The sequence below is a fragment of the Rhodococcus sp. RS1C4 genome (genome assembly GCF_002258225.1).
Lineage (GTDB): Bacteria > Actinomycetota > Actinomycetes > Mycobacteriales > Mycobacteriaceae > Rhodococcoides > Rhodococcoides fascians_E.
This window is the reverse complement of the sequence record NZ_NOXZ01000023.1, coordinates 318,903-339,717: the sequence shown is the minus strand read 5'-3', so window position 1 is coordinate 339,717 and position 20,815 is coordinate 318,903. Positions and strand designations below refer to the sequence as shown.

General features: G+C 66.6%; 21 protein-coding genes. 3 read left to right on the top strand and 18 right to left on the bottom strand.

What is annotated here, in order from left to right; all coding sequences use genetic code 11:
• Positions 1–34 precede the first annotated feature (34 nt).
• From CH289_RS12400 to ftsH, 13 genes are all read right to left on the bottom strand, one after another.
• On the bottom strand, positions 35–463 hold the full coding sequence (locus CH289_RS12400; protein ID WP_019663066.1) for a rhodanese-like domain-containing protein: 429 nt from the start codon (positions 461–463) through the stop codon (positions 35–37).
• Positions 460–1,095, bottom strand: coding sequence for a cupin domain-containing protein (locus tag CH289_RS12395; protein WP_094627817.1), 636 nt, complete (start codon positions 1,093–1,095; stop codon positions 460–462). Before CH289_RS12395 ends, CH289_RS12400 begins: the two co-directional genes overlap by 4 nt.
• Positions 1,096–1,209: 114 nt before the next feature.
• Positions 1,210–2,010, bottom strand: a complete 801-nt coding sequence (locus CH289_RS12390) for a type III pantothenate kinase (RefSeq protein WP_019663064.1) — start codon at positions 2,008–2,010, stop codon at positions 1,210–1,212.
• A 2-nt stretch (positions 2,011–2,012) separates the two neighbouring features.
• Positions 2,013–2,444: an aspartate 1-decarboxylase gene (gene panD, locus CH289_RS12385; RefSeq protein ID WP_019663063.1), complete on the bottom strand. Its 432-nt coding sequence runs from the start codon at positions 2,442–2,444 to the stop codon at positions 2,013–2,015.
• 4 nt (positions 2,445–2,448) lie between these two features.
• Positions 2,449–3,411 carry a pantoate--beta-alanine ligase gene (panC, locus tag CH289_RS12380; protein ID WP_094725740.1) on the bottom strand — a complete coding sequence of 321 codons (963 nt, stop codon included), beginning with the start codon at positions 3,409–3,411 and terminating at the stop codon, positions 2,449–2,451.
• A complete protein-coding gene (locus CH289_RS12375; protein WP_019663061.1) occupies positions 3,408–4,322 on the bottom strand; it encodes a Rossmann-like and DUF2520 domain-containing protein in 915 nt (304 codons plus the stop codon). Before CH289_RS12375 ends, panC begins: the two co-directional genes overlap by 4 nt.
• A 123-nt stretch (positions 4,323–4,445) precedes the next feature.
• Complete coding sequence (locus tag CH289_RS12370) at positions 4,446–5,690, bottom strand: DUF6779 domain-containing protein (protein ID WP_094727986.1); 1,245 nt, start codon at positions 5,688–5,690, stop codon at positions 4,446–4,448.
• Positions 5,691–5,794: 104 nt separating this feature from the next.
• Positions 5,795–6,259, bottom strand: a complete 465-nt coding sequence (locus CH289_RS12365) for a DUF3180 domain-containing protein (RefSeq protein WP_179275297.1) — start codon at positions 6,257–6,259, stop codon at positions 5,795–5,797.
• Positions 6,260–6,278: 19 nt separating this feature from the next.
• Entirely contained in the window at positions 6,279–6,815 is a 537-nt protein-coding gene (gene folK, locus CH289_RS12360; RefSeq protein ID WP_019663058.1) for a 2-amino-4-hydroxy-6-hydroxymethyldihydropteridine diphosphokinase, read from the bottom strand.
• Positions 6,812–7,174: a dihydroneopterin aldolase gene (gene folB / locus CH289_RS12355; protein ID WP_026347421.1), complete on the bottom strand. Its 363-nt coding sequence runs from the start codon at positions 7,172–7,174 to the stop codon at positions 6,812–6,814. Before folB ends, folK begins: the two co-directional genes overlap by 4 nt.
• 14 nt (positions 7,175–7,188) lie before the next feature.
• Positions 7,189–8,031: a dihydropteroate synthase gene (gene folP, locus CH289_RS12350; RefSeq protein WP_026347420.1), complete on the bottom strand. Its 843-nt coding sequence runs from the start codon at positions 8,029–8,031 to the stop codon at positions 7,189–7,191.
• Positions 8,028–8,654, bottom strand: a complete 627-nt coding sequence (gene folE / locus CH289_RS12345) for a GTP cyclohydrolase I FolE (RefSeq protein ID WP_019663055.1) — start codon at positions 8,652–8,654, stop codon at positions 8,028–8,030. The genes folP and folE overlap by 4 nt, the downstream gene beginning before the upstream one ends.
• Positions 8,655–8,757: 103 nt before the next feature.
• Positions 8,758–11,655: an ATP-dependent zinc metalloprotease FtsH gene (ftsH, locus tag CH289_RS12340; RefSeq protein WP_094727985.1), complete on the bottom strand. Its 2,898-nt coding sequence runs from the start codon at positions 11,653–11,655 to the stop codon at positions 8,758–8,760.
• Positions 11,656–11,927: 272 nt separating this feature from the next.
• Between ftsH and CH289_RS12335 the strand changes: the two genes are divergently transcribed.
• Positions 11,928–14,345: a serine/threonine-protein kinase gene (locus CH289_RS12335; protein WP_094727984.1), complete on the top strand. Its 2,418-nt coding sequence runs from the start codon at positions 11,928–11,930 to the stop codon at positions 14,343–14,345.
• Here the strand turns inward: CH289_RS12335 and hpt are convergent.
• From hpt to dacB, 4 genes are read right to left on the bottom strand one after another with little or no spacing between them, the layout of a single operon-like run.
• Positions 14,336–14,887, bottom strand: coding sequence for a hypoxanthine phosphoribosyltransferase (gene hpt, locus CH289_RS12330; protein WP_019663052.1), 552 nt, complete (start codon positions 14,885–14,887; stop codon positions 14,336–14,338). The two genes, CH289_RS12335 and hpt, sit on opposite strands and share 10 nt — an antisense overlap.
• Positions 14,888–14,921: 34 nt before the next feature.
• A complete protein-coding gene (gene tilS, locus CH289_RS12325; protein ID WP_094727983.1) occupies positions 14,922–15,935 on the bottom strand; it encodes a tRNA lysidine(34) synthetase TilS in 1,014 nt (337 codons plus the stop codon).
• On the bottom strand, positions 15,911–16,933 hold the full coding sequence (locus CH289_RS12320) for a zinc-dependent metalloprotease (RefSeq protein ID WP_256977185.1): 1,023 nt from the start codon (positions 16,931–16,933) through the stop codon (positions 15,911–15,913). The genes tilS and CH289_RS12320 overlap by 25 nt, the downstream gene beginning before the upstream one ends.
• Before the next feature lie 53 nt (positions 16,934–16,986).
• Positions 16,987–18,396, bottom strand: coding sequence for a D-alanyl-D-alanine carboxypeptidase/D-alanyl-D-alanine endopeptidase (dacB, locus tag CH289_RS12315; protein WP_020110923.1), 1,410 nt, complete (start codon positions 18,394–18,396; stop codon positions 16,987–16,989).
• A gap of 178 nt (positions 18,397–18,574) precedes the next feature.
• Here dacB and CH289_RS12310 point away from each other — a divergent pair, with 178 nt between their 5' ends.
• On the top strand, positions 18,575–19,066 hold the full coding sequence (locus tag CH289_RS12310) for an inorganic diphosphatase (protein ID WP_026347416.1): 492 nt from the start codon (positions 18,575–18,577) through the stop codon (positions 19,064–19,066).
• A gap of 80 nt (positions 19,067–19,146) precedes the next feature.
• Complete coding sequence (locus CH289_RS12305) at positions 19,147–19,596, top strand: PAS domain-containing protein (RefSeq protein WP_019663047.1); 450 nt, start codon at positions 19,147–19,149, stop codon at positions 19,594–19,596.
• Between the two features lie 90 nt (positions 19,597–19,686).
• Here CH289_RS12305 and CH289_RS12300 read toward each other — a convergent pair whose 3' ends face one another.
• Positions 19,687–20,763 carry a GGDEF domain-containing protein gene (locus tag CH289_RS12300; RefSeq protein ID WP_094709813.1) on the bottom strand — a complete coding sequence of 359 codons (1,077 nt, stop codon included), beginning with the start codon at positions 20,761–20,763 and terminating at the stop codon, positions 19,687–19,689.
• Between the last annotated feature and the right edge of the window lie 52 nt (positions 20,764–20,815).

The following is a 20,815-nucleotide window of genomic DNA, read 5'->3' as shown; positions in this document are numbered from 1 at the left end:
CACACTTTATCCGGCGCGTGCGACAAAGACAGAATCAGTGCGCCGTGACGGCTTCTGCTTCACGGACGCAGTGCCGCGCCTTCGTCAGAACACCGAGCAGTCCAGCGGACTTGAGCGCTTGGTAGCCACCGACGAGGTCGGTCGCCTTGTGCAACCCCAACTCCTGCAGCGACGCTGCAGCCAGGGAGGACGTGTACCCCTCGGAGCAGATCACGATCCACTCGACGTCGTGATCCACCGCCGCGACCAACCGAGCGTCGCTGGTGGGATCCAGACGCCACTCGAGCACGTTGCGTTCGATGGCCAGCGCGCCGGGCAGCGTCCCTTCGACGGCCCGTTGGGCCTGCGGACGGATGTCGACGACGATCGCGCCGCGTTCGACGGCGTCACGCAGTTCGAAGACGGTCATCCGGTCGATTCGAGTCCGTGCTTCGTCGAGCATCTGGACGACGGTCTTGCTCATTTCGAAGGTCCTTCGGGCTCATCGGTCAGCTCGGTGCGGGTTCGTCGGAGTGCCGACTTGTCGGTCACTTCGTAGTAGGACATCGCGGTCAGCGGCGGTGAATAGGCGTGGACACTCAGTGTCGGGTGAGGAGTCGTCGGGTCACTCCGCAGGCTCCGCTCCTGCCCAGTGATCGGGTCACTCCGCAGGCTCCGCTCCTGCCCGGTGATCGATGCGGGTGCGCGCATGACGTCGTGTACCCATCCGAGCGGGAAGGACGCCTGATCCCCGGCGTCGAGTCGACGACGCTTCAGTCCGTCTCCCGCCCAACGGTATTCGACGAGCGATCCGCTCAACACGGTGAGTGCACCGAGCGATCCGGCGTGATCGTGCAGCTCGGTGGAGCGGTCCGGTACCCAGCTGATCAACCAGACATCCAGGTCGTCGTCGGCGTGCAACCGCGTCGACCAGCGCTCACCGGTGGGCCAGTTGCCACCGGCGGGCAGCAGGTGGTCGAAGCGTCCTTCGAGGACGTCGGACGCACCCTGATCGGTGATCCGCAGCAGGTCGTGAGGCCGCAACCGAGTCGGAAGCGTCAGATTGGGCGCAGAAGTGGACGACAGAGATCCAGAAAAGACAGGTGTGGAAAGCATGGAAACTTCTCCAGGATAGGTAATTGAACGAGGCAGCGGTCAGCCTCGACAACACTCCTGGGGTCCCATGCACATCATCACGACGACGATTCTTACACAACCGTTCCAGTTGCGCTAGCGGGTCCGTCTTTTCGCCAGGTTTCGCTCGAACACCAGACGCAGGCCCTCGAGCGTCAGATCCGGCTCGTGGTGCTCGACGGACGCACTTTCCGCCATGATGAGCGGCGCACTCTCACCCGTCCCGATGACGGCGACGTCCTTGCCCCCGAACTCCGGCAGTTCGCGCCGGACCCGATTCACCAGGCCGTCGACCAGGCCCGCGAACCCGAAGACCGCCCCGGCCTGCATGCACTCGACGGTGTTCTTGCCGACGACGGAACGCGGTCGCAGCAATTCCACCTCACGCAACGCCGCGGAACGTGACGACATCGCCGCCGTCGAGATCTCCAGGCCCGGTGCGATGGCGCCGCCGAGGAACTCACCCTTGGCCGAGACCACGTCGACGCACGTCGTGGTGCCGAAATCCACCACGATGCAGGCACTCCCGTACAAATCATGCGCGGCAAGCGTGTTCACGATGCGGTCCGCACCCACCTCCTTGGGATTGTCGACCAGCAACGGAACTCCCGTGCGCACACCGGGTTCCACCACCACGTGCGGCACATGCTTCCAGTATCGGGCCAGCATCGTGCGCGTCTCACGCAGCACCGAGGGCACGGTCGACAACGCCGACACTCCCGTGATCTGCTCGGCATCGGGCCCGATCAGCCCACGAAGCATCAACGCCAGCTCGTCGGCGGTGACGTTGGGGTCGGTCCGCACCCGCCAGTCTCGGTGCAGCGTCGCGTGATCACCACTTCCGCTGAACAATCCGAGCGTCGTCGAGGTATTGCGAACGTCGACTGCGAGCAGCACAGCTAGACCAGCACGGAGTCGGCGCGCAGCGTGCGTGGAGTGATCAGACCGGACCCCTCGGGCGCGTGGGCAGGATCGGAGCCCAACTCCACCGGAGCGTTCTTGTCGTCGACGAACACCACTCGCGGCGCGTAGTCCTTGCACTCCTGCTCGTTCATCACTCCATAGGCGATCAGAATGACCAGATCACCGGGGTTGACGAGATGAGCTGCCGCACCGTTGATTCCGATGACGCCACTGCCCCGCTCACCGGTGATCACATACGTCTCGAGGCGCGCACCGTTGTCGATGTCGACGATGGTGACCTGCTCCCCTTCCAGCAGATCGGCAGCCTCCATCAGATCCAGATCCACCGTGACCGAGCCAACGTAGTGCAGGTCGGCATGCGTGACGGTGGCGCGGTGGATCTTGGACTTCATCATTGTGCGAAACATGTTGTCACCCTTCAGCTTTGGTAAATTCGTTCGCCTGCGCAGGCTCCACTCCTGCTTTATCGAGTCGTTCCGCAGGCTCCACTCCTGCTTCGAGGAAGCCGGTGCCCACGGCCACCCCGACGTTGTCGATGAGGCGGGTGGTTCCGATTCTGGCGGCGACGAGGAGTCGCCCGTCTCCTCGTTCCGGGGCCGGCCCGAGGTCCACGCCGCGGACCTCGAGGTAGTCCACGTCGACCCCGGGGACCGAGTCCAGCACACCCCGCGCGGTCGACAGGATCGCCGACACACCACCTGCCGCTGCGTGCGCTCCGGCTACCAGAGCGGCCGAGAGAACCATCGCGGCGTCTCGCTGCGCGGAGTCGAGGTACCGATTGCGGGAGGACAGTGCGAGCCCGTCCTGCTCGCGGACCGTCGGCACGCCGTAGATCTTGACGTCGAAGTTCAGATCGCGAACCATCTGACGGATCAGAGTGAGCTGCTGATAGTCCTTCTCGCCGAAGTACGCCGCGTGCGGCGACGCGATCTGCAGCAACTTCGCGACCACGGTGAGCATGCCCGCGAAATGTGTGGGCCGGGAAGCGCCTTCCAGCTCCGCCCCGAGCGGGCCTGGATGCACGGTGGTGCGCGGACCGGCCGGGTACATGTCCGACGCGGAGGGCGCGAACACCAGCTCGACCCCTTCCCCACGAAGCAGTTCGACGTCGGCGTCGAGCGTGCGCGGGTAGGCGTCCAGGTCCTCCCCTGCCCCGAACTGCAGAGGATTGACGAAGATCGACACGATGACGACAGCTCCGGTGAGTTTGGCCTGCCGGACGAGGTGGATGTGACCTGCGTGCAACGCACCCATCGTCGGCACGAGAGACACAGTTTTGCCCACTGCGCGAAGAGCTTTGGACACCGAGGTGATCACGGCGGGATCGTGGTGGACCGTGAGTTCCCCGGCCTTGTAGCTACCTGCCAGTGTCATCGTTCGCCTTCCAGAAACTCGACCAGTGGCGCGGGTGCGCCGATTCTCTGCGCGGACCGCAGCGACAGGGCTCGGTACCCCTCGGCAATCCGCGGGTCCACCTCCCGCAGCACACTCAGATGTTTCTGCACTGCGCTCAGATCCCCGCGGGCGACCGGCCCCGTCAACGCAGACTGTCCACGTCGAAGCGCATTCTCGAGCGCAGCATTCAGCAACGGCGCAAGAACACGCTGCGGCACACCGGGTTCGGTGTCCATGCCGGGAAATCCCGGGCCGTCGAGAGCAACGTGCAGAGCCTCGACGGCGTCGGCGACGAGGGTGACGAGATGATTGGATCCGTGCGCCAGAGCGGCGTGATACAGCGCTCGCTCCGTCTCCGCGACGTGCACCGGTTCTCCGCCCAGTTCGAGCACCAGCGCCTGCGCGACGGCGTAACCGATCTCGTCGGCCGCAGTGATGCCGAAACACGCCGAGGCCAATCGATCCGTGTCCTCGGCGAGTCCGGAAAAGGTCATCGCCGGATGGATCGCCAGCGGCACGGCACCCCGAGCGGACAGCGGCGACAGAATGCCCACACCGTTGGCGCCGGAAGTGTGCACGACGAGCTTGCCCGGCGCCACGACGCCCGTTGCCGCCAGACCCGTTGCAAGCGAGGCGAGTTCGGAATCGGGGACCGCGAGGATCAGCAACTCGGCGCGGGTGGCGACCTCGTCGACCGGCAGTATCTGCGTGTCCGGAAGGCGTGTGCGCGCACGATGCACCGAATCCTCGGACACGGCAGAGCAGGCGACGACGACGTGTCCGACGCGCTCGAGAGCTTCGCCGAGAGCTGTGCCGACGCGACCTGCCGACACGATGCCGACCGCCAAACGCGCAGGTGCGGGATCAGCAGTGAACTCGGATGAGGTCACCGATTACTTCCTCTCGTTCGTTCCAGTCCCGCTCGGCGGGTACCAGACGTCCTGTCCAAGAGAATAGCCTCACAAGGCATGCACCGGCCACGGCGCATCAACGTGATCTAGTTCACGATCGCGTCAGTCGGCGCGACGACGGTGCCTGCGTTCGGTGGGCTCACCGGAACCCGACTGCAGTCCTGCCATGATCTCCGCGACGGAACGACCGTTGGAGTGCGCTCCGGCGGTGTCCCCGTCCTCGGGTTCCGCCCGGCGCCGACGCCGTGACCGCGGCTCGGGATCCGGAAGATCCCAATGTTGGGACGGGCTCTCGGGCTCGGGATCCTGCCGAACCTCGGGCTGCGGCTCGGCCTCGGAATGCTGCCGAACTTCGGGCTGGGGCTCGGGCTCGGGCTGCGACTGTGGCTCGGGAACGACCTCGGCCGGCGAGTCGTGCACCACGTCTGCGTACTCGGCTTTGACTGGTACTTCGGGGGATCGCTCCGGGTACGCCGACGGCGCAGCGGAGGCGCGGGGAGGCGTCGGGACCCGTCGGCCACCGCCGGGAGCCCGCGCGTCACCTCGCCGGGGCTGTACCGGGCTTCCACCACCGGCAGTTCCACCACCGGCAGTTCCATCGCCGGACGCCTGGGGCGCGGGAGCCTGGGAGGTGGGAGCGTGCGTGTAGCCGAGGGGGACCTCGCTGCCGATCGGCACGTCGGGGTAGAGCACCGACGTTTCCGCGGTCACTGGTTCGTCGTACGGGTTGGCGATTCCTTGAACCGGCGAGACCGGGGCGCTCGGCCGCTGGCCTCGCGGATCCCTGAGCGCCGAGTCGGGCTCGTTGGCACCGGTACGCCCGGGGATGTACAACCCCGACGGCGCTGGTTGGTACCCGTCGTAGTTGCGGCCTCCGCCGAGCTCGGCCACCCGCGTCGCCTCGGCGCGGAGGGCTACCCGCTCGGTGGGGAGATTGCCGTCGAACAACATCTGCAGGTTCTCCCGCAGGTGCGCGAGTTCCGCCCGCAGGGCCGCGACCTCACTGGTCTCGAGCTGCACTTCGCTGCGCACACGCGCCTCGACACCCAGCTCGTACTCACGCCGGGCGGAGATCTCCCGCGCGAGTTGCAGCTCGTACACCGTTTGCAGGTCCTTGGCCTTCGTCTGATCCGCCGCGGCCTCGCGTCGATACTTCGTCATCGCGAACGCGCCCACGATCGCCGCCCACAACGCGGAGACGAGGCCCACCCGCAACCATTGGACGTTCTCGCTGAACAGCAGCAGCACACTCGCCGCGACTCCGAAGACGACCAACGCGGCTATGAACAACTGGCTCGCACTGCGCCGCGAACGGCGTGCGGCCTTTGCGCGAGTCGGTTCGGTCATGGCAACCAGGGTAGCTGGCAAATCGCCACGAACCGGTCAACCTCGGTTGTGGATCGCCACAGCGCCTGCTGGGTGGTTCGGCCACGTGACGGGACCCACGCGAGTCAGCGCGGATCGTCTCCGCGATCCTCCGGTGTGCGACAGCACTGTTCGAGCCACAGCGCGGCACCGACGAGTGCGAGACCGGCAAGCAGCCCGACGATGGCTCCCGGCCTGTCGGCGGCCGCGGCTCGCACGGTCGACGCCTGGGGCAGGATGTGAACGAGAAAACCGGCCCAGATACCCGTCACGGCCGACCCCACCAGCGCCGACGCTTTCGCCAGGGCCAGGGCACGAGCGGCGGTGATGGGGTGAACGTGGCGTGGTCCGTCGCCGATCCGGCTGGTCCCCACTCGCGACCGCAGCACGAACGCGAAGATCAGCTCACCGATGGCGATCGGGTACAGCGATGCGCCGACGAGCACCGACATCGGCGGAAGCATCCCGTAGAACGACCTGACCAGCAGCCACATCGCGACGGCTGCGAACAGCGCGATGGAGACGAGGTCTCGTACCCGTGTCGGTTTCATCTCGGTCATCCGCGCGCGTCTACTCTCGACGCTCTTCTGCGGAGACGGGTGTCATGTCGGTCGCCCGGACGCCACTGCGTTCCTCGGCGCTCAACGTTGCGAGCCAGTCGTCGACGCGCCTGGCGTCCGTGCCGACCGCGAGGGTGGCGTCGGGCTCCACGTCGAGCCACGGGAGCAGGACGAACGCGCGCTCGTGGGCACGGGGATGCGGCAGCAACAACTGCGGATCGGTTCCGACGACGTCCTGGCCGGCATCCGATCGGCACACCACGATGTCCACGTCGAGGCTGCGAGGGCCCCACCGCACCTCACGAACCCGCTCGGCGTTCGCTTCGCGTTCCCTGGCGAACTCCAGCCACTCGTACGGTCCGCGCTCCGGGTCGTCGGCGACGACGATCGCGTTCAGAAAATCCTGCTGTTCGATGCCACCCCACGGCGCTGACACGTAGACCTTCGACACCGCTCGCACTCGCGGTCCGAGATCGTCGGTGACGGACCGCAGGTGTGCGAGCGAATCACCGACGTTGCTGCCGATCGACAGTACGACCTGCGTCATGAGCGCACTCGGTGGGCGACGACGGCGACATCGACGAATTCCAGAGGAATCGGAGCCGACGGCTTGTGCAATACCACTTCGACGGCGTCGACCCGGGTATCGGTCATGACCGAATCTGCGATCTCGGCGGCAACCGTTTCGATCAGGTCCCGGGGCGGGCCCGCCACGATGGCGGCGGCGGCCTCGGCCAGTTCGCCGTAATGCAACGTTGCCGTCAGGTCGTCGGACGCGGCAGCCGGCTTCAGATCCATCCAGACGGTGATGTCCACGACGAAGTCCTGGCCGTCGCGCTTCTCGAAGTCGAAGACTCCGTGGTGTCCGCGAACCTTCAACCCGCGCAACTCGATTCGGTCGCTCACCCGATGCTCGCCCTTCATGCGCTTGCCTCCCATGCGTCGACGACGGCCACCGCGTCCAGCGTGGAGCGGGCGTCGTGCACGCGTACGCCCCATGCCCCTGCTGCCACCGCGAGCGCCGATACGACGGCAGTCGCGACCTCACGGCCGGCCGGCGGGCGGTCGACGCCGTCCTGCGCCAACAGCGACCCGAGGAAGCGTTTGCGCGACGCCCCGATCAGGACGGGCATTCCCAATTCCACGAACGTGGGAATCGCGTGGAGCAGTTGCCAGTTGTGGTGGGCGTTCTTGGCGAAACCGAGGCCGGGATCCAACACGATGTTGGATCGGTCGACTCCGGCAGCGACAGCGCGATCCACCTGGTGAAGCAGCTCGCGTCGAACGTCCGCCACGACGTCGTCGTAGTGATCGGCCGCACCGGAGTGCGCATAGTTCTCCGAGCTCCGCCAGTGCATCAGGATCCACGGCACGCCTGCGTCCGCGACGACCGACGCCATGTCCGGGTCGGCCCTGCCACCGGACACGTCGTTGACGATGGTGACGCCTGCTTCGATCGCGGCGGCGGCAACCGATGCGCGCATCGTGTCGACGCTCGTCGGGATGCCCTGCTCACCGAGGGCGGCAATCACCGGCACCACTCGTCGGGCTTCGACCTCCGGATCGATGCGTTCCGCTCCCGGACGCGTCGATTCGCCGCCGACGTCGACGATGTCCACACCCATGGCGTGCAGCTGAACACCGTGTGCGACGGCAGCATCGACGTCGAGATACCGACCACCGTCGGAGAACGAATCCGCCGTGACGTTGAGAACGCCCATCACCACATGGGCGCCGGGCCGAAACGGCCGAAAAGACGTCATTTCCGCAGAATCAGATCCAACGCCTCGGATCGAGACGCTGCACTCGACTGGAACAGTCCGCGGACGGCCGACGTGGTCGTACTGGCTCCTGGCTTGCGAATGCCGCGCATGGCCATGCACAGATGCTCCGCCTCGATCACGACGATGGCGCCGCGCGGGTCGAGCTTGCGCATCACGGCGTCGGCGATCTGGCTGGTCAGACGCTCCTGCACCTGCGGACGCTTGGCGTAGAGATCCACGACGCGGGCCAACTTGGACAGGCCGGTCACCTTGCCGCTCTTGCCGGGGATGTACCCGACGTGGGCGACGCCGTGGAACGAGACCAGGTGATGCTCGCACGTCGAGAACATCGGGATACCTCGCACCAGAACGAGTTCCTGATGGCCCTCGTCGAACGTCGTGTTCAGCACCGAATCCGGGTCCGTGTACAGCCCGCCGAACATCTCCTTGTACGCACGGGCCACGCGCGCCGGGGTGTCGAGCAGGCCGGCACGGTCAGGATCTTCTCCGACGGCGATCAGCAACTCACGGACCGCGGCCTCGGCACGCGGCTGGTCGAACGTGCGCCCTGTTGCAACTGCGACGAGGTTGTCCGGCGCAACCGGGGCGCCCTCATCGTCCATCCGCGTGACTGACACGTGTGCTCTTTCCTTCGGTCCACCCGCGGCTCACAACCGCAGGCCCACTCATTGCGCCGCGTAAGCCTATCGCCCGATCCCGACTGACCTAACTGTGCCCGCCGGGACCTTCCCACCGCTGCGTGCGAGGACCTTCGTCGCCGCCGTGCTCGGACTCCGGCGCATCGGAACGCTGGTTCTCCGGATGCGGTGCATCAGGACGCGGTGCATCAGGACGCTGTTCGTTCGGACGCTGTTCGTTCGGACGCTGGGGCACGGGACCGCCGAGCGGCAATCCGCCCAGGGGATCCCACTGCGAACCGGCGGGGTCGCGGTACTGAGGAGACGGGCGCTGGTCGCCGTACCGACCCGACGCGGCCGAGCCTCCACCCTGGCCCGCCGAACCCTGACTGCCGGACGCGTCATCGGAATCCGGAGTGCCGGACCTGCCATCGTTACCTGGCTCGCGGTACTCCGGGGGCTGGTACTGAGGCGGACGGTACTGAGGAGACTGGTACGTCGGCGGCGCCTGGAACTGCGGACCCGATTCACCCGGGCGACCGCCGCCGGGACCGGAAGCGTCACGCGGGGGCCAGCCCGGTGCCGACCAGCCGGCAGGTGCGCCGTAATCCGGACGCGATCGCGGAGTCTCGGGGTTGCGGTAGCTGCCGCCACCGTTGTAAGCACCGCCACCGGTGTAGTTCCCGCCCGGATAGTTGCCGTTGCCCGGGTGGCTGCCCGTGGCGTCGGCACCACCGGAGTGCTGGCCTCCGCGCGATCCACCGTTGTACGGGGCACTGCCGTACGGTGTGCCGCCGTTCGCGGGACCACCGTTCGCGGGACCACCGTTCGCAGGACCACCGTGCACCGGGCCACCGTTGACCGGGCCACCGTTGTGCTGGGAACCGTTGGCCGGGGCACCGTTGGTGTGCGCTCCCGGCCTGCCGCCGTTGTACCCGTCCTGACCGTTGTAGCCGTCCTGACCGGACTTGGTCAGCTGCGGGGAGCCTGCGTAGCTGGGCTGCGGGAACTGTTGCGGCGGAACGACCTTGGGCGCGATGGGCGGCGGAGGCCACGGCTCGCCGCGTTCGATCGCGAGCTCACCCGGCGTCTTCACCGGGGGCTTGTCGGACGGGATGCGCTCGCCGAAGTCGTTGAACAGTGTGATCCGCGGCCGCTTGGTGACGCCCGTGAAGATCTTCTCGAGATCCTTGCGGGTCAGCGTCTCGCGCTCCAACAGTTCGGTCGCGAGCGTGTCCAGCACGTCGCGGTACTCGTTGAGAATGGCCCACGCCTCGGTGTGCGCGGCTTCGATGAGCTTGCGCACCTCCTCGTCGATCTCGCGGGCGACCTCGTGCGAGAAGTCCGACTGCACACCCATCGAGCGGCCGAGGAACGGATCGCCCTGTTCCTGCCCGTAGCGAACTGCTCCGAGCTTGCTGCTCATGCCGTACTCGGTCACCATCGCGCGAGCGATCTTGGTCGCCTGGTCGATGTCCGAGGATGCGCCTGTCGTCGGCTCGTGGAACACGAGCTCCTCGGCCGCGCGGCCACCCATCGCCATCACGAGCCGCGCGATCATTTCCGACCTGGTCATCAGGCCCTTGTCGTCCTCGGGGACGGTCATCGCGTGACCACCCGTCCGACCGCGGGCGAGGATGGTGACCTTGTAGACGGGCTCGATGTCCGGCATCGCCCACGCCGCGAGGGTGTGGCCACCCTCGTGGTACGCGGTGATCTTCTTCTCGTGCTCGCTGATGATCCGGCTCTTGCGGCGCGGCCCTCCGACCACGCGGTCGACGGATTCCTCCAGCGCGGCCTCGGTGATGACGGTGCCGTTCTCACGGGCGGTGAGCAGAGCGGCCTCGTTGATGACGTTGGCAAGGTCCGCGCCGGACATTCCGACGGTCCGCTTGGCGAGACCTTCCAGATCGGCGTCCTGAGCGACTGGCTTGCCGGCGGAATGCACCGCGAGGATCGCACGTCGACCGGCCAGGTCCGGAGCACCGACCGGTATCTGGCGGTCGAAACGGCCTGGTCGCAGCAGCGCCGGGTCGAGGATGTCGGGCCGGTTGGTCGCGGCGATCAGAATGACGCCGGTGCGCTCGCCGAAGCCGTCCATCTCGACGAGAAGCTGGTTGAGGGTCTGCTCACGCTCGTCGTGGCCACCACCCATGCCTGCGCCACGCTGACGACCGACGGCGTCGATCTCGTCGACGAAGATGATGCACGGGCTGTTCTGCTTGGCCTGCTCGAACAGATCGCGGACACGGGAAGCGCCGACACCGACGAACATCTCGACGAAGTCCGAGCCGGAGATGGTGAAGAACGGAACGCCTGCTTCACCGGCGACGGCGCGTGCCAGCAGTGTCTTGCCGGTTCCGGGAGGGCCGTACAGCAGCACGCCGCGCGGAATCTTCGCGCCGAGCGACTGGTAGCGAGCCGGGTTCTGCAGGAAATCCTTGATCTCGTACAGCTCTTCGACTGCCTCGTCGGCACCTGCGACGTCCTGGAACGTCGTCTTGGGCATGTCCTTGCTGAGTTGCTTGGCCTTCGACTTGCCGAAGCCCATGACGCCGCCGCGGCCACCGCCCTGCATGCGACTCATGATGAAGATGAAGACACCGAGCAGAATCAGCATCGGAAGAACGAACAGCAGCAGCGACGACACCCAGCTGTCCTGGCTGACGACGGTGTTGTAGCTTTCGAGGCCGTCCGCGCTGACCTTGTCGAAGATGGTCTGCGACGCCGAGTCCGGGTACTTCGCGATGATCTGCGTTTCGTTCTCGGTGGCGTCGTTGCCGTTCTTCAGGGTGAGGCGGACCTGCTGCTCGCGGTCGTCGATCTGGGCCTTCTCGACGTTGTTGTCGTCGAGCTGGGCGATGGCCACCGACGTGTCGACGGACTTCCAGTCCCTCGTGTCGTTTCCGAAGTAGCTGAAAGCGAAAATCGCCAGCAGTATCGCAAACACGATGGCCAGGTTCCGTATAACTGTCTTCCGATTCATACAGCTTCAGCCGAGACGGCCTCGTCCTTTCCAGTTCCAGTTACCGGGCCACTCTGCTGGTTCAGCTCGAGCACCGGATGCCCCAGGTTACCGCGAGCGGCCGCGGCGTACTCGTGGTGCGGTAACCCGGCGATACATCCCCCACGCCGTTCGCCCGACGGATGTATCACGATTCTCCCCCATCCAACGCGCATCACGCCTTTCCGGTTCCCCGTGCCGGTCACGAAAAAATACCAGCAGTGCTTGGGCAACTTCGGGTCTATCGTTGGTCCGTGCAGCCCGGCTCGGATGGAGTCAGTGCCTTCGCGAACGACGTTCCGGCCAGTGCGGACGCCGTCCGGACGGTTGCCGCTGCCCGGCTGGTACCGGGAGACGCAGAACGCAGGTTGCGCCGGGATTGGCGTACCGCTCGGGCCGAGGGCGGGTCGGTGGTGCCGGACCTGGCGGATTATCTCCCCGATTCGGAGTCGATCCGGCGCCGGTGTCTGATGCAGTTGATCGCCGTCGACCTTCAGGAGCGGTGGCTGCGGGCGCATCGACCGAAGCGGCTGGCCGAGTACTGCGCTGATTTCCGCTCGATCCTGACCGATTTCGACGTGGGATCACTTCCGGTCGACCTGGTCTACGAGGAGTTCTGCATCCGCCGCCAGAGCGGGGATTCGGTGACGCCCGCCCAGTACGTGCGCGAGTATCCGGCGCACGAGGACGCGTTGGCTCGGTTGTTGAACATCGGCAGCGGCGAGAACACCGAGATGCAGTCCCCCGACCTGGACGCGACGGGACCACAGAAGACGATCTCGCAGGACACAAGCCCCCAGGACACGAGATCCCAGGACACGAGACCGGGGGCGGCGCCGACACACCCCGGATCTTCGGACGAGTTGGAGGATCTCGACGCGGGTGATCGCGTCGACGATTTCGATCTGCTGATGGGCCTCGGCCGCGGCGCGTTCGCCCGCGTGTTCCTGGCCCGGCAACGTTCGATGCGGCGAATCGTCGCGGTGAAGATCTCCTCGAACCACGGCAGCGAGCCGCAGATGCTCGCCCAGCTCGATCACGACTACATCGTCCGAGTCTTCGACCAACGGATACTTCCCGGTCGAGGGCTGCGTCTGCTGTACATGCAGTATCTGCCAGGCGGGACACTTCTCGATCTTCTTCGTCGGGTGCGTGCCTGCCCGGTCGAATCGCGCAGCGGTCAGCTGCTGCTGGACACCGTCGACGCCGCACTCGAATCGCGAGGAAGCGTGGTTCCGACGGATTCGTCCATCCGCGAACACATTTCGACCCTCTCGTGGCCGGAGACCGTCGCGTGGCTTGGGCGGCGACTCGCGGACGCGCTGCACTACGCCGGCGAGCACGGAATTCTGCACCGCGACATCAAACCGGCAAACATTCTGCTCACCGCCGAAGGCGTGCCCAAACTCGCCGATTTCAACATCGGATTCTCCGACCAGGTCGACGGTGACAGCCCCGTCGCCTACTTCGGCGGATCCCTGTCCTACATGTCCCCGGAACAGCTGGAGGCGTGTCACCCGTCGCGACCGGGACGTGCCGACCAACTCGACACCCGCAGCGACCTGTATTCCCTCGGTGTCGTGTTGTGGGAGTTGCTCACCGGCAGCAAACCGTTCGACGACGCAGCGGCGGCGAACGTCGACGGAGACCGCACGGTGATCGACGCGCTGCTGACTGCCCGTGAGGACGGCGTGACGGCGGCCGCGCAGGCGTCGCTGTCTGCGGACTGTCCGGCCACGTTGCGTCGCGTACTGCTGACCTGCCTGTCCGCCGACATCGACCAGCGCCTGCCGGGCGGTCACGACGTGGCCCAACAGTTGGATCTGTGCCTGGATCGTCGTGCGCGTGCTCTGGTCGACCCGCCGCCGACGAGTGCTCGCGCCCGGCTTCGATCGTTCACGGTGCCGGTGATGACCGCCGCCATCGGGATCCCCAACGTGACGGCGGCCGTCTACAACTACCAGCACAACAAGGCGCTCATCATCGGCGATCTGGTCCCGGTGGCGCAGGACAGATTCGAGACCGTCACGGTGGTGATCAACGGTTTGTTCTGGCCGATCGGGCTCGCCCTCATCGTCTACTTCTTCCGACATGTCCTGGCGGTTCCGGCCGCCCTGCGCGGCGGGCGCGACGTGTCCGACGACCGACTGGCGCAGGCTCGGGCAGACACCCTTCGTGCGGCGGGCAGGGTCGTGGCGGTGTGCCTCGGACTGTGGATATGTGCCGGAATTGCGTTTCCGGTGTCCCTGCAGATCGCCGCCGGATCGGTACCGGGTCAGGCGTACGTCCATTTCATCGCGTCACTGGTGGTCTGCGGCGCGATGGCGACGGCCTATCCGTTCTTCCTGGTGTCGCTGTTCACCGTCCGATGCCTGTACCCGTCACTTCTTCCGTACGGAAGCGCAGGCGACAGGGATCACGCGCTGCTCGACGCACTGAGCCGTCGAAGCGTCGGCTACCTGACGGTCGCCGCCGCCATCCCGCTGGTTGCCGTCGCCGGTCTCACGTTCGTTCCGGCGTCGGACATCCCCGGCGTCCTCGACGTCGTGCGCGTGGTGTGCATCGGGGGCATCGCCGCCTTCGTGGCGTCGTACGCGATCTTCCGGTCGGTGGAGCTCGACCTCGGTGCGCTACGTCGAGTGGTGTCGCGAAAGCCGACGAATCAGCTGTAGACGTGCGGTGCGAGCGTCCCGATGTACGGCAGGTCCCGGTACCGCTCGTTGTAGTCCAGGCCGTACCCGACGACGAACTCGTTGGGGATGTCGAAGCCGACATCGGAGACCTCGACGTCGACCTTGATGGCGTCGGGCTTACGCAGCAACGTCACCACCGACAGGGACGCCGGGTTGCGCGTCGCGAGGTTGCGCTTGAGCCAGGACAGCGTGAGGCCCGAGTCGATGATGTCCTCGACGATGAGCACGTGCCTGCCGTTGATGTCGCGGTCCAGGTCCTTCAGGATCCGCACGACGCCCGAGGACGACGTGGACGATCCGTACGAACTGACGGCCATGAACTCCAGCTGCGTCGGAATGGGGAGGGCACGCGCGAAGTCCGTCATGAACATGATGGCGCCCTTGAGCACACCGACCAACAACAGATCACCCTCCGGCGCATCCACCGGGTACCGCTTCGCGATGGTCTCGGCCAGCTCGGCGGTGCGGTCTCTGATCTGCTCTTCCGAGATGAGAATCGATTCGATGTCGCCCTCGTACACGCCGGGTCCCTTCAGGTGTTTCTCGTGGTCGGATTCAGTTCCATTCGAGCTCTGCGTTCAGCCTGCCATGTCGGCGCCCCACCACCAACCTCGCACCCGTCGGCGCACCGCTCACTGCGACTCCCCCTTGCCCGCGCCACGCACCCACGAGATCGTCGACGAGCCGTAACTGTTTGTCCGACAGTCCTTTCGCGCCGCGCTCCAACAGCCACAGCCGCAGTGCTCGTCGACGAAGCGCAGCAGGGCGCTCGGTGAGCATCGTCACCAGAACCGCGTCACCGTCGCGCGCGAGGTCGAGCAGCTCGGCGGCCAGGTCGTCGAGAACCTGCGCGTCCTCCCGTATCTGCGCGGCCGTCCGGCCGAGGGCCTCCGCGACAGCGCCGCCGAGGACGTCGTCGAGCAGCGGCAGGACTTCGTGCCGGAGCCGGACCCTGGTGAACGCAGCGTCGGTGTTGTGCGGGTCCTCGAACGGGACGACGCCGAGTTCGCGGCACGCCTGACGGGTCACGGATCGACGCACGCCCAGCAGCGGACGTCCCCACGGGTCGTCCCACGCCTGCATTCCGGCGATCGAACGCGGACCGGATCCCCGACCCAGGCCGAGCAGCACGGTCTCGGCCTGATCGTCGAGCGTGTGCGCGACCAGAACCGGCCTGCCTGCACGCGCGTCGCCCAACGCGTCGTACCGGGCGCGCCGGGCGGCCGCCTCCATCCCACCGCAATTTCCGACGTCGACCGTCAGGACCACCGCATCACTGCATCCGAAGGCCACGGCCTGCGCTGCCGCCGCAGCCGCGACGGCGGCGGATCCTTGCTGCAGACCGTGATCGACGACGAGGGCGAGAACATCCGGTACCTCGGCGACTGCGGCTGCGGTCAGGGCCAGCGAATCCGCGCCACCGGACAGGGCAACGGCGACGGGTCCCCCGCCATGATCGGCCGACCACGAGCGGACGGCATGCCGGACGCCCAGAATCGCCGGTTCCTCGGGAAGCAGCACCGGCTGCGCCTGGTCGCACCGACTCAGCCGAGGACGCGCGCGATCCACCGGTCCGGGTCCTCGATCTCGGGGAGCAGCGGCAACGTGTCACCGTCGGTCCAGATCGTGTTGAACCGCTCCATCCCGACTGCGCCGACGACGTGGTCGACGAAGGCCTTGCCGCGCACGTACTGCGCCATCTTCGCGTCCACGCCGAGCAGCGCCCGAACTACTCGCTGGAGAGGGTTCTGCTTTCGTCTCCGACGACCGTCGAACGCACTGCGGATCTGGGCGACGGACGGGACGACCGCGGGCCCGACTGCGTCCATGACGTGGTCGGCGTGGCCTTCGAGGAGGGTGCCGAGCACCAGTAGACGATCGATCGCGTCGCGCGTCTGCGCCGGCTGCGTCGCGCGGAGCAGCCCGACGATTCCGGCGTCCTCGGCCTTGTCCGATCCCTTGCGGTTCTTGAGCGCAGCGGTGAGCCGGGACGCGACTTCGCTCACCGGCTCGTCGACGCCGTCGGAGAGCAGGGCCACGTTGCTGCGCATGTACTCGCCCAGCCACGGCGCCGACGAGAACTGCACGCGGTGAGTCACTTCGTGGAGGCAGACCCACAGGCGAAAGTCACTGGGCGACACTCGAAGTGCGCGTTCGACGGCAATGATGTTGGGCGCGACGAGAAGCAGCGTTCCGTTCTCACCCGTGAACGGATCATACTGTCCCAGAATGGCGCTCGACAGAAACGCGAGCATCGCCCCCGCCTGCAATCCCGCGGGCTTGCCACCGAGCAGGCCGGACGGCTCGGTGTCCGCCTCCCCGGTCAGGTGCTTCATCGACGCGGCGGCGGCCTCGATCCAGCCCGCGCGGTCGACGATCTGCGCCTGCGGCACCGCAAGGCCGTCGGCCAGACCGGTGGTGTCACGAACCGGACCCTCGGCACGAACGGACGCCTCGGCGAGTTCGGCGACGATGGCATCGGCGGTGTACCGGGACGTCGACGGAGGCTTCGGGGCGAGTTTGGCGCCGGTCTTCGACGCCAACGCCCAGTCGATGGACGCCCCGATCCCGCCGGGAGCCTGGGTGTCGTCCTCGCGCTGTGAATCCGTGTTCGAGCGGGTCACCGGCAACCACACATCCTGAGTGTCGACGCCACTGCGTCCAGTGCCGGCCGTGAAATCTCCGGCGGTCGGTCGTTGGACATCAGAGCGAACGTGAGTGCCCTTCCGTCGACGTCGACGACGTATCCGGCGAGAGCGCTTGCTGCTGACAGTGTGCCAGTTTTCGCCCTGACCCATCCGGCTCCGATGCGGTCGTCGCTCGCGTACCGGTCGGACAGGGTTCCGGTGGAACCGGCGACCGGCAGGTAGTCGAGCATCGGGCGAAGCTCTTCGCGCTCGGTACCGGCGGCGGACGTCAGGATCTGATCGAGGATTCGGGCGGGTATGCGGTCGTCGACGGACAGGCCGGACGCGTCGTGCAGTGTCATTCCGGTGAGGTCGTAGCCCGCCGAGAACAGCGCCTGCCCGATCGAGTCCACCGCCCCGGTGAACGACGCCGACGTGTTCGTCTCGATCGCGATCTCGCGTCCGATGGCTTCGGCGAGGACGTTGTCGGACCGGCCCATCATCTGACCGAGTCGCTCACGCAGTGGCGCCGACTGCACACTGGCAACCTGGTCGGCTCCGTCCTGCGCCGTTCCGATCGTGACGCGCGCCTGGTCGATCCCGAGCCCACGGGCAAGCGCGCGACCGGCGTCGAGGGCAGGCTGGGCACTGCGGGGCGACTCGTCCTCGAGCGGTACCGACCTGCCTCCGTCGATCATGATCGGTTCGATGGGCGTGATGTAACCGGCGGCAACGTCCGGATCGAACCATCCCTGCGCCATCGTCGGGCCGGAGTAGATCGAGGTGTCGACGACGATGCGGTCGACGGGCACACCCGAACGCTGGATCTGCTCCACGAGATCGTCGATCCGTGCCGCTCCCGGATAGAAGCCGGGGCTTCCCTTCGGCTGGGCGGTGATGGTCGGGTCGCCCGCGGCGACGATCACGATCTCGCCGTCGTTCTGCCCCTTGACCACCCGCGTGGTCACTCGGTGGTTCGACGGCATGGACAGCATCGCCGCGGCCGCGGTCAGCACCTTCGTCGTGGACGCAGGAGTCATGGGGGTGTCGCCGCCGGAGGACCACAGAACATCGCCGCTGACCGCGTCGGCGACGACTCCGGTGAACGCGCCGAGTGCGTCCACTCCGACGACCGGCGCCAGGGCGGCCGCCACGCCTGCTGCGGTGGGCGCGACTGCAGCATCGGAGACCGGGGTGAACGCCGGATCGAGCTGGATCGGATCCGGTTCGGGTGCGGACGCGGCCTGCGACTCGTCGCCCGAGATGCCGGGAACGATCGCGGCGACCGCGGTTCCGCCCGCGGCCAGGGCCACGATCACGCCCAGCACGAGCAGGACTCTGGTCCGTCGGCGCTTGCGCCCCGCCGTCGGGCCGAGAGAACGCTTGGTCAACCCCGCCACCATTCCTCCGTCAGTTCAATTCCGCCATGTGAGCAGAAATGTGTCCCCCAGGACGCATTTCTGCTCACAACGGCTCGGCGACAGTCCCTCAACACTATCGCCCTGTCCGGTACGCTTGCGCCGCCACCATCGTGCGTCACTTCGGGCGCACCCAACGTAGAAGAAGAGCGAGGGCGTGCACGTGTCGTTCGACGTCACCATCGAGATCCCCAAGGGTCAGCGCAACAAGTACGAGGTCGACCACAAGTCGGGTCGCGTTCGGCTTGACCGCTACCTCTACACGGCGATGGCATACCCGGCCGACTACGGCTTCATCGAAGGCACCCTCGGCGAGGACGGCGATCCGTTGGACGCGTTCGTTCTGCTCCCGGAATCGGTGTTCCCCGGCGTCATCGTCGAGGCACGCCCGGTGGCGATGTTCAAGATGGTCGACGAGGCGGGCGGCGACGACAAGGTGCTGTGCGTTCCCGCAGGCGACAAGCGCTGGGATCACATCCAGGACCTGTCCGACGTGTCGACGTTCGAGCTGGACGCCATCAAGCACTTCTTCGTTCACTACAAGGACCTCGAGCCGAACAAGCACGTCACCGCAGCCGACTGGGTGGGGCGCGCCGAGGCAGAAGCGGAAATCGCTGCATCGTTCAAACGTTTGGCGGACAATCCGGAGCACTGACACACGATGCTCGGCCATCGTGGGGTGAAGAGAGAACTTCGAGCAACGTAAACCAGGCAAAGCATCAGGTGGGGAGAAACATGACCGACAGCAACACGACAGGCGAGCGTCGTAATTCGGAATCGAGAGCCATTTCCGATCCGGCACAGTTTCCCGATCTTCCCGTCACGGTCGTTCTCGACCGGATCCCGGTGCCGATTCTGGCCGTCGACCCCAGTGGCGCGATCGTGTTCGCCAACGAGGCGTTCGACGAGCTCTTCGGCACCGACCGGTCCGAGCCCGCGGACTTCCACCTGCACGACATCTTCCCCGACCAGGCGCCCGAGGGCGTCAACGTCGCGGACATGTTCCTGACGACCGTCGCCACCCGCGCCGACTCACTGTGGCGCATGACCGACAAGACCGGTGACGTTGTTCAGGTCCGGGCCAGCAAGTCGATCCTTCGGCGTGCGGAGGACAACCTGGTGCTCGTCGCACTCGAAGATTTCACCGATCAGCTCTGGAACGACCCGAAGAGCGCACTGCGCTGACGGCTCGGCCCACGTTCCGCATGCCTCGACAGGGGCCCGCGGGACGTGGGCTGTCTGCTTGGCATGGGCTGTTCACTTGACGTGGGCTGTTCACTTGTCGAACACACGCACCTGATTGCCGCCCGACCGTTTCGCCTCGTACATGGCGGCGTCGGCCTTCAGCAGGGCTGAATGGATCATCGCCGACGCATCCTGTGGCTGCAGGCTCTTCCACCGATCGACGGACACGACGGCGGCTCCGACGCTTCCCGTGATCGACACTTCGTCGGCGGGCTCGTGCAGAGATTCGAGGATCATGCCCGCGACTTCGGGCGCCTGCGACCTGGTCACTCGTACCGCAGCCGTGAACTCTTCACCACCGGTGCGGGCGACGCAGGACTCGTCGGGCACGACGGCTTCGAGACGGTGCGCCGTCGACCTCAGCACCCGGTCTCCCGCTGCGTGGCCGCGACTGTCGTTGACGGACTTGAACCGATCGAGATCGACGACGAACACTGCGACGTCGTCCCCGTCGCCGGACTCGGTGAGCAGTCGTTCGATCCGAACTTCGAATCCGCGTCGATTCAGCAACCCGGTGAGCGAGTCGGTGACCGCGAGTTCCAACTGAGCTTTGATGACGGCTCGGAACACGATCACGGAGTTGACCACGACCAGGGCGACGAGCGCCTGGGCCACGACGGACGCGGCGTCGTGCACTCCCTCGATGTAGGTGCCGACGGCCAGGACCACGATCACCGCGCTGACGAAGAGAGAATGCAGCCGTAGAACCGTGGTGGACGAGAAGTACGCGATGTAGATGCCGATCACGGCGAACAACACGGTCGCGTACAGCGCTAGCCCACGCTCGGCGAACGTGAACAGAACGGTGGCCACGCCCACGTCGGCGTAGACGACGAACCATCCCGGCATGCGCACGACTTCGCGGCCGTGCACCCACCACCACCCCCCGACCGGAAGAGTCGAGAGCAGCACGGCACCACACAGAATGCGCCGGAGATCCGACGACGGGCCTTCGTCCGAGAGCATCACCACGGCGCCGATGACGGCGAACACGGGAACGAGAACCGCGATACCGAGACCGACCCTGCGCTCGAGTCGATCCGCCGGGGCGGAGCCTGAGTGCGGACGGAAGGTACGCGGGAACCACCGTCGTTTGCCGTCCAGCACCGCGTCCTCCCTTGTGGTCAGCGTGCCCGGGATTCGATGTCTCCGAGCGATC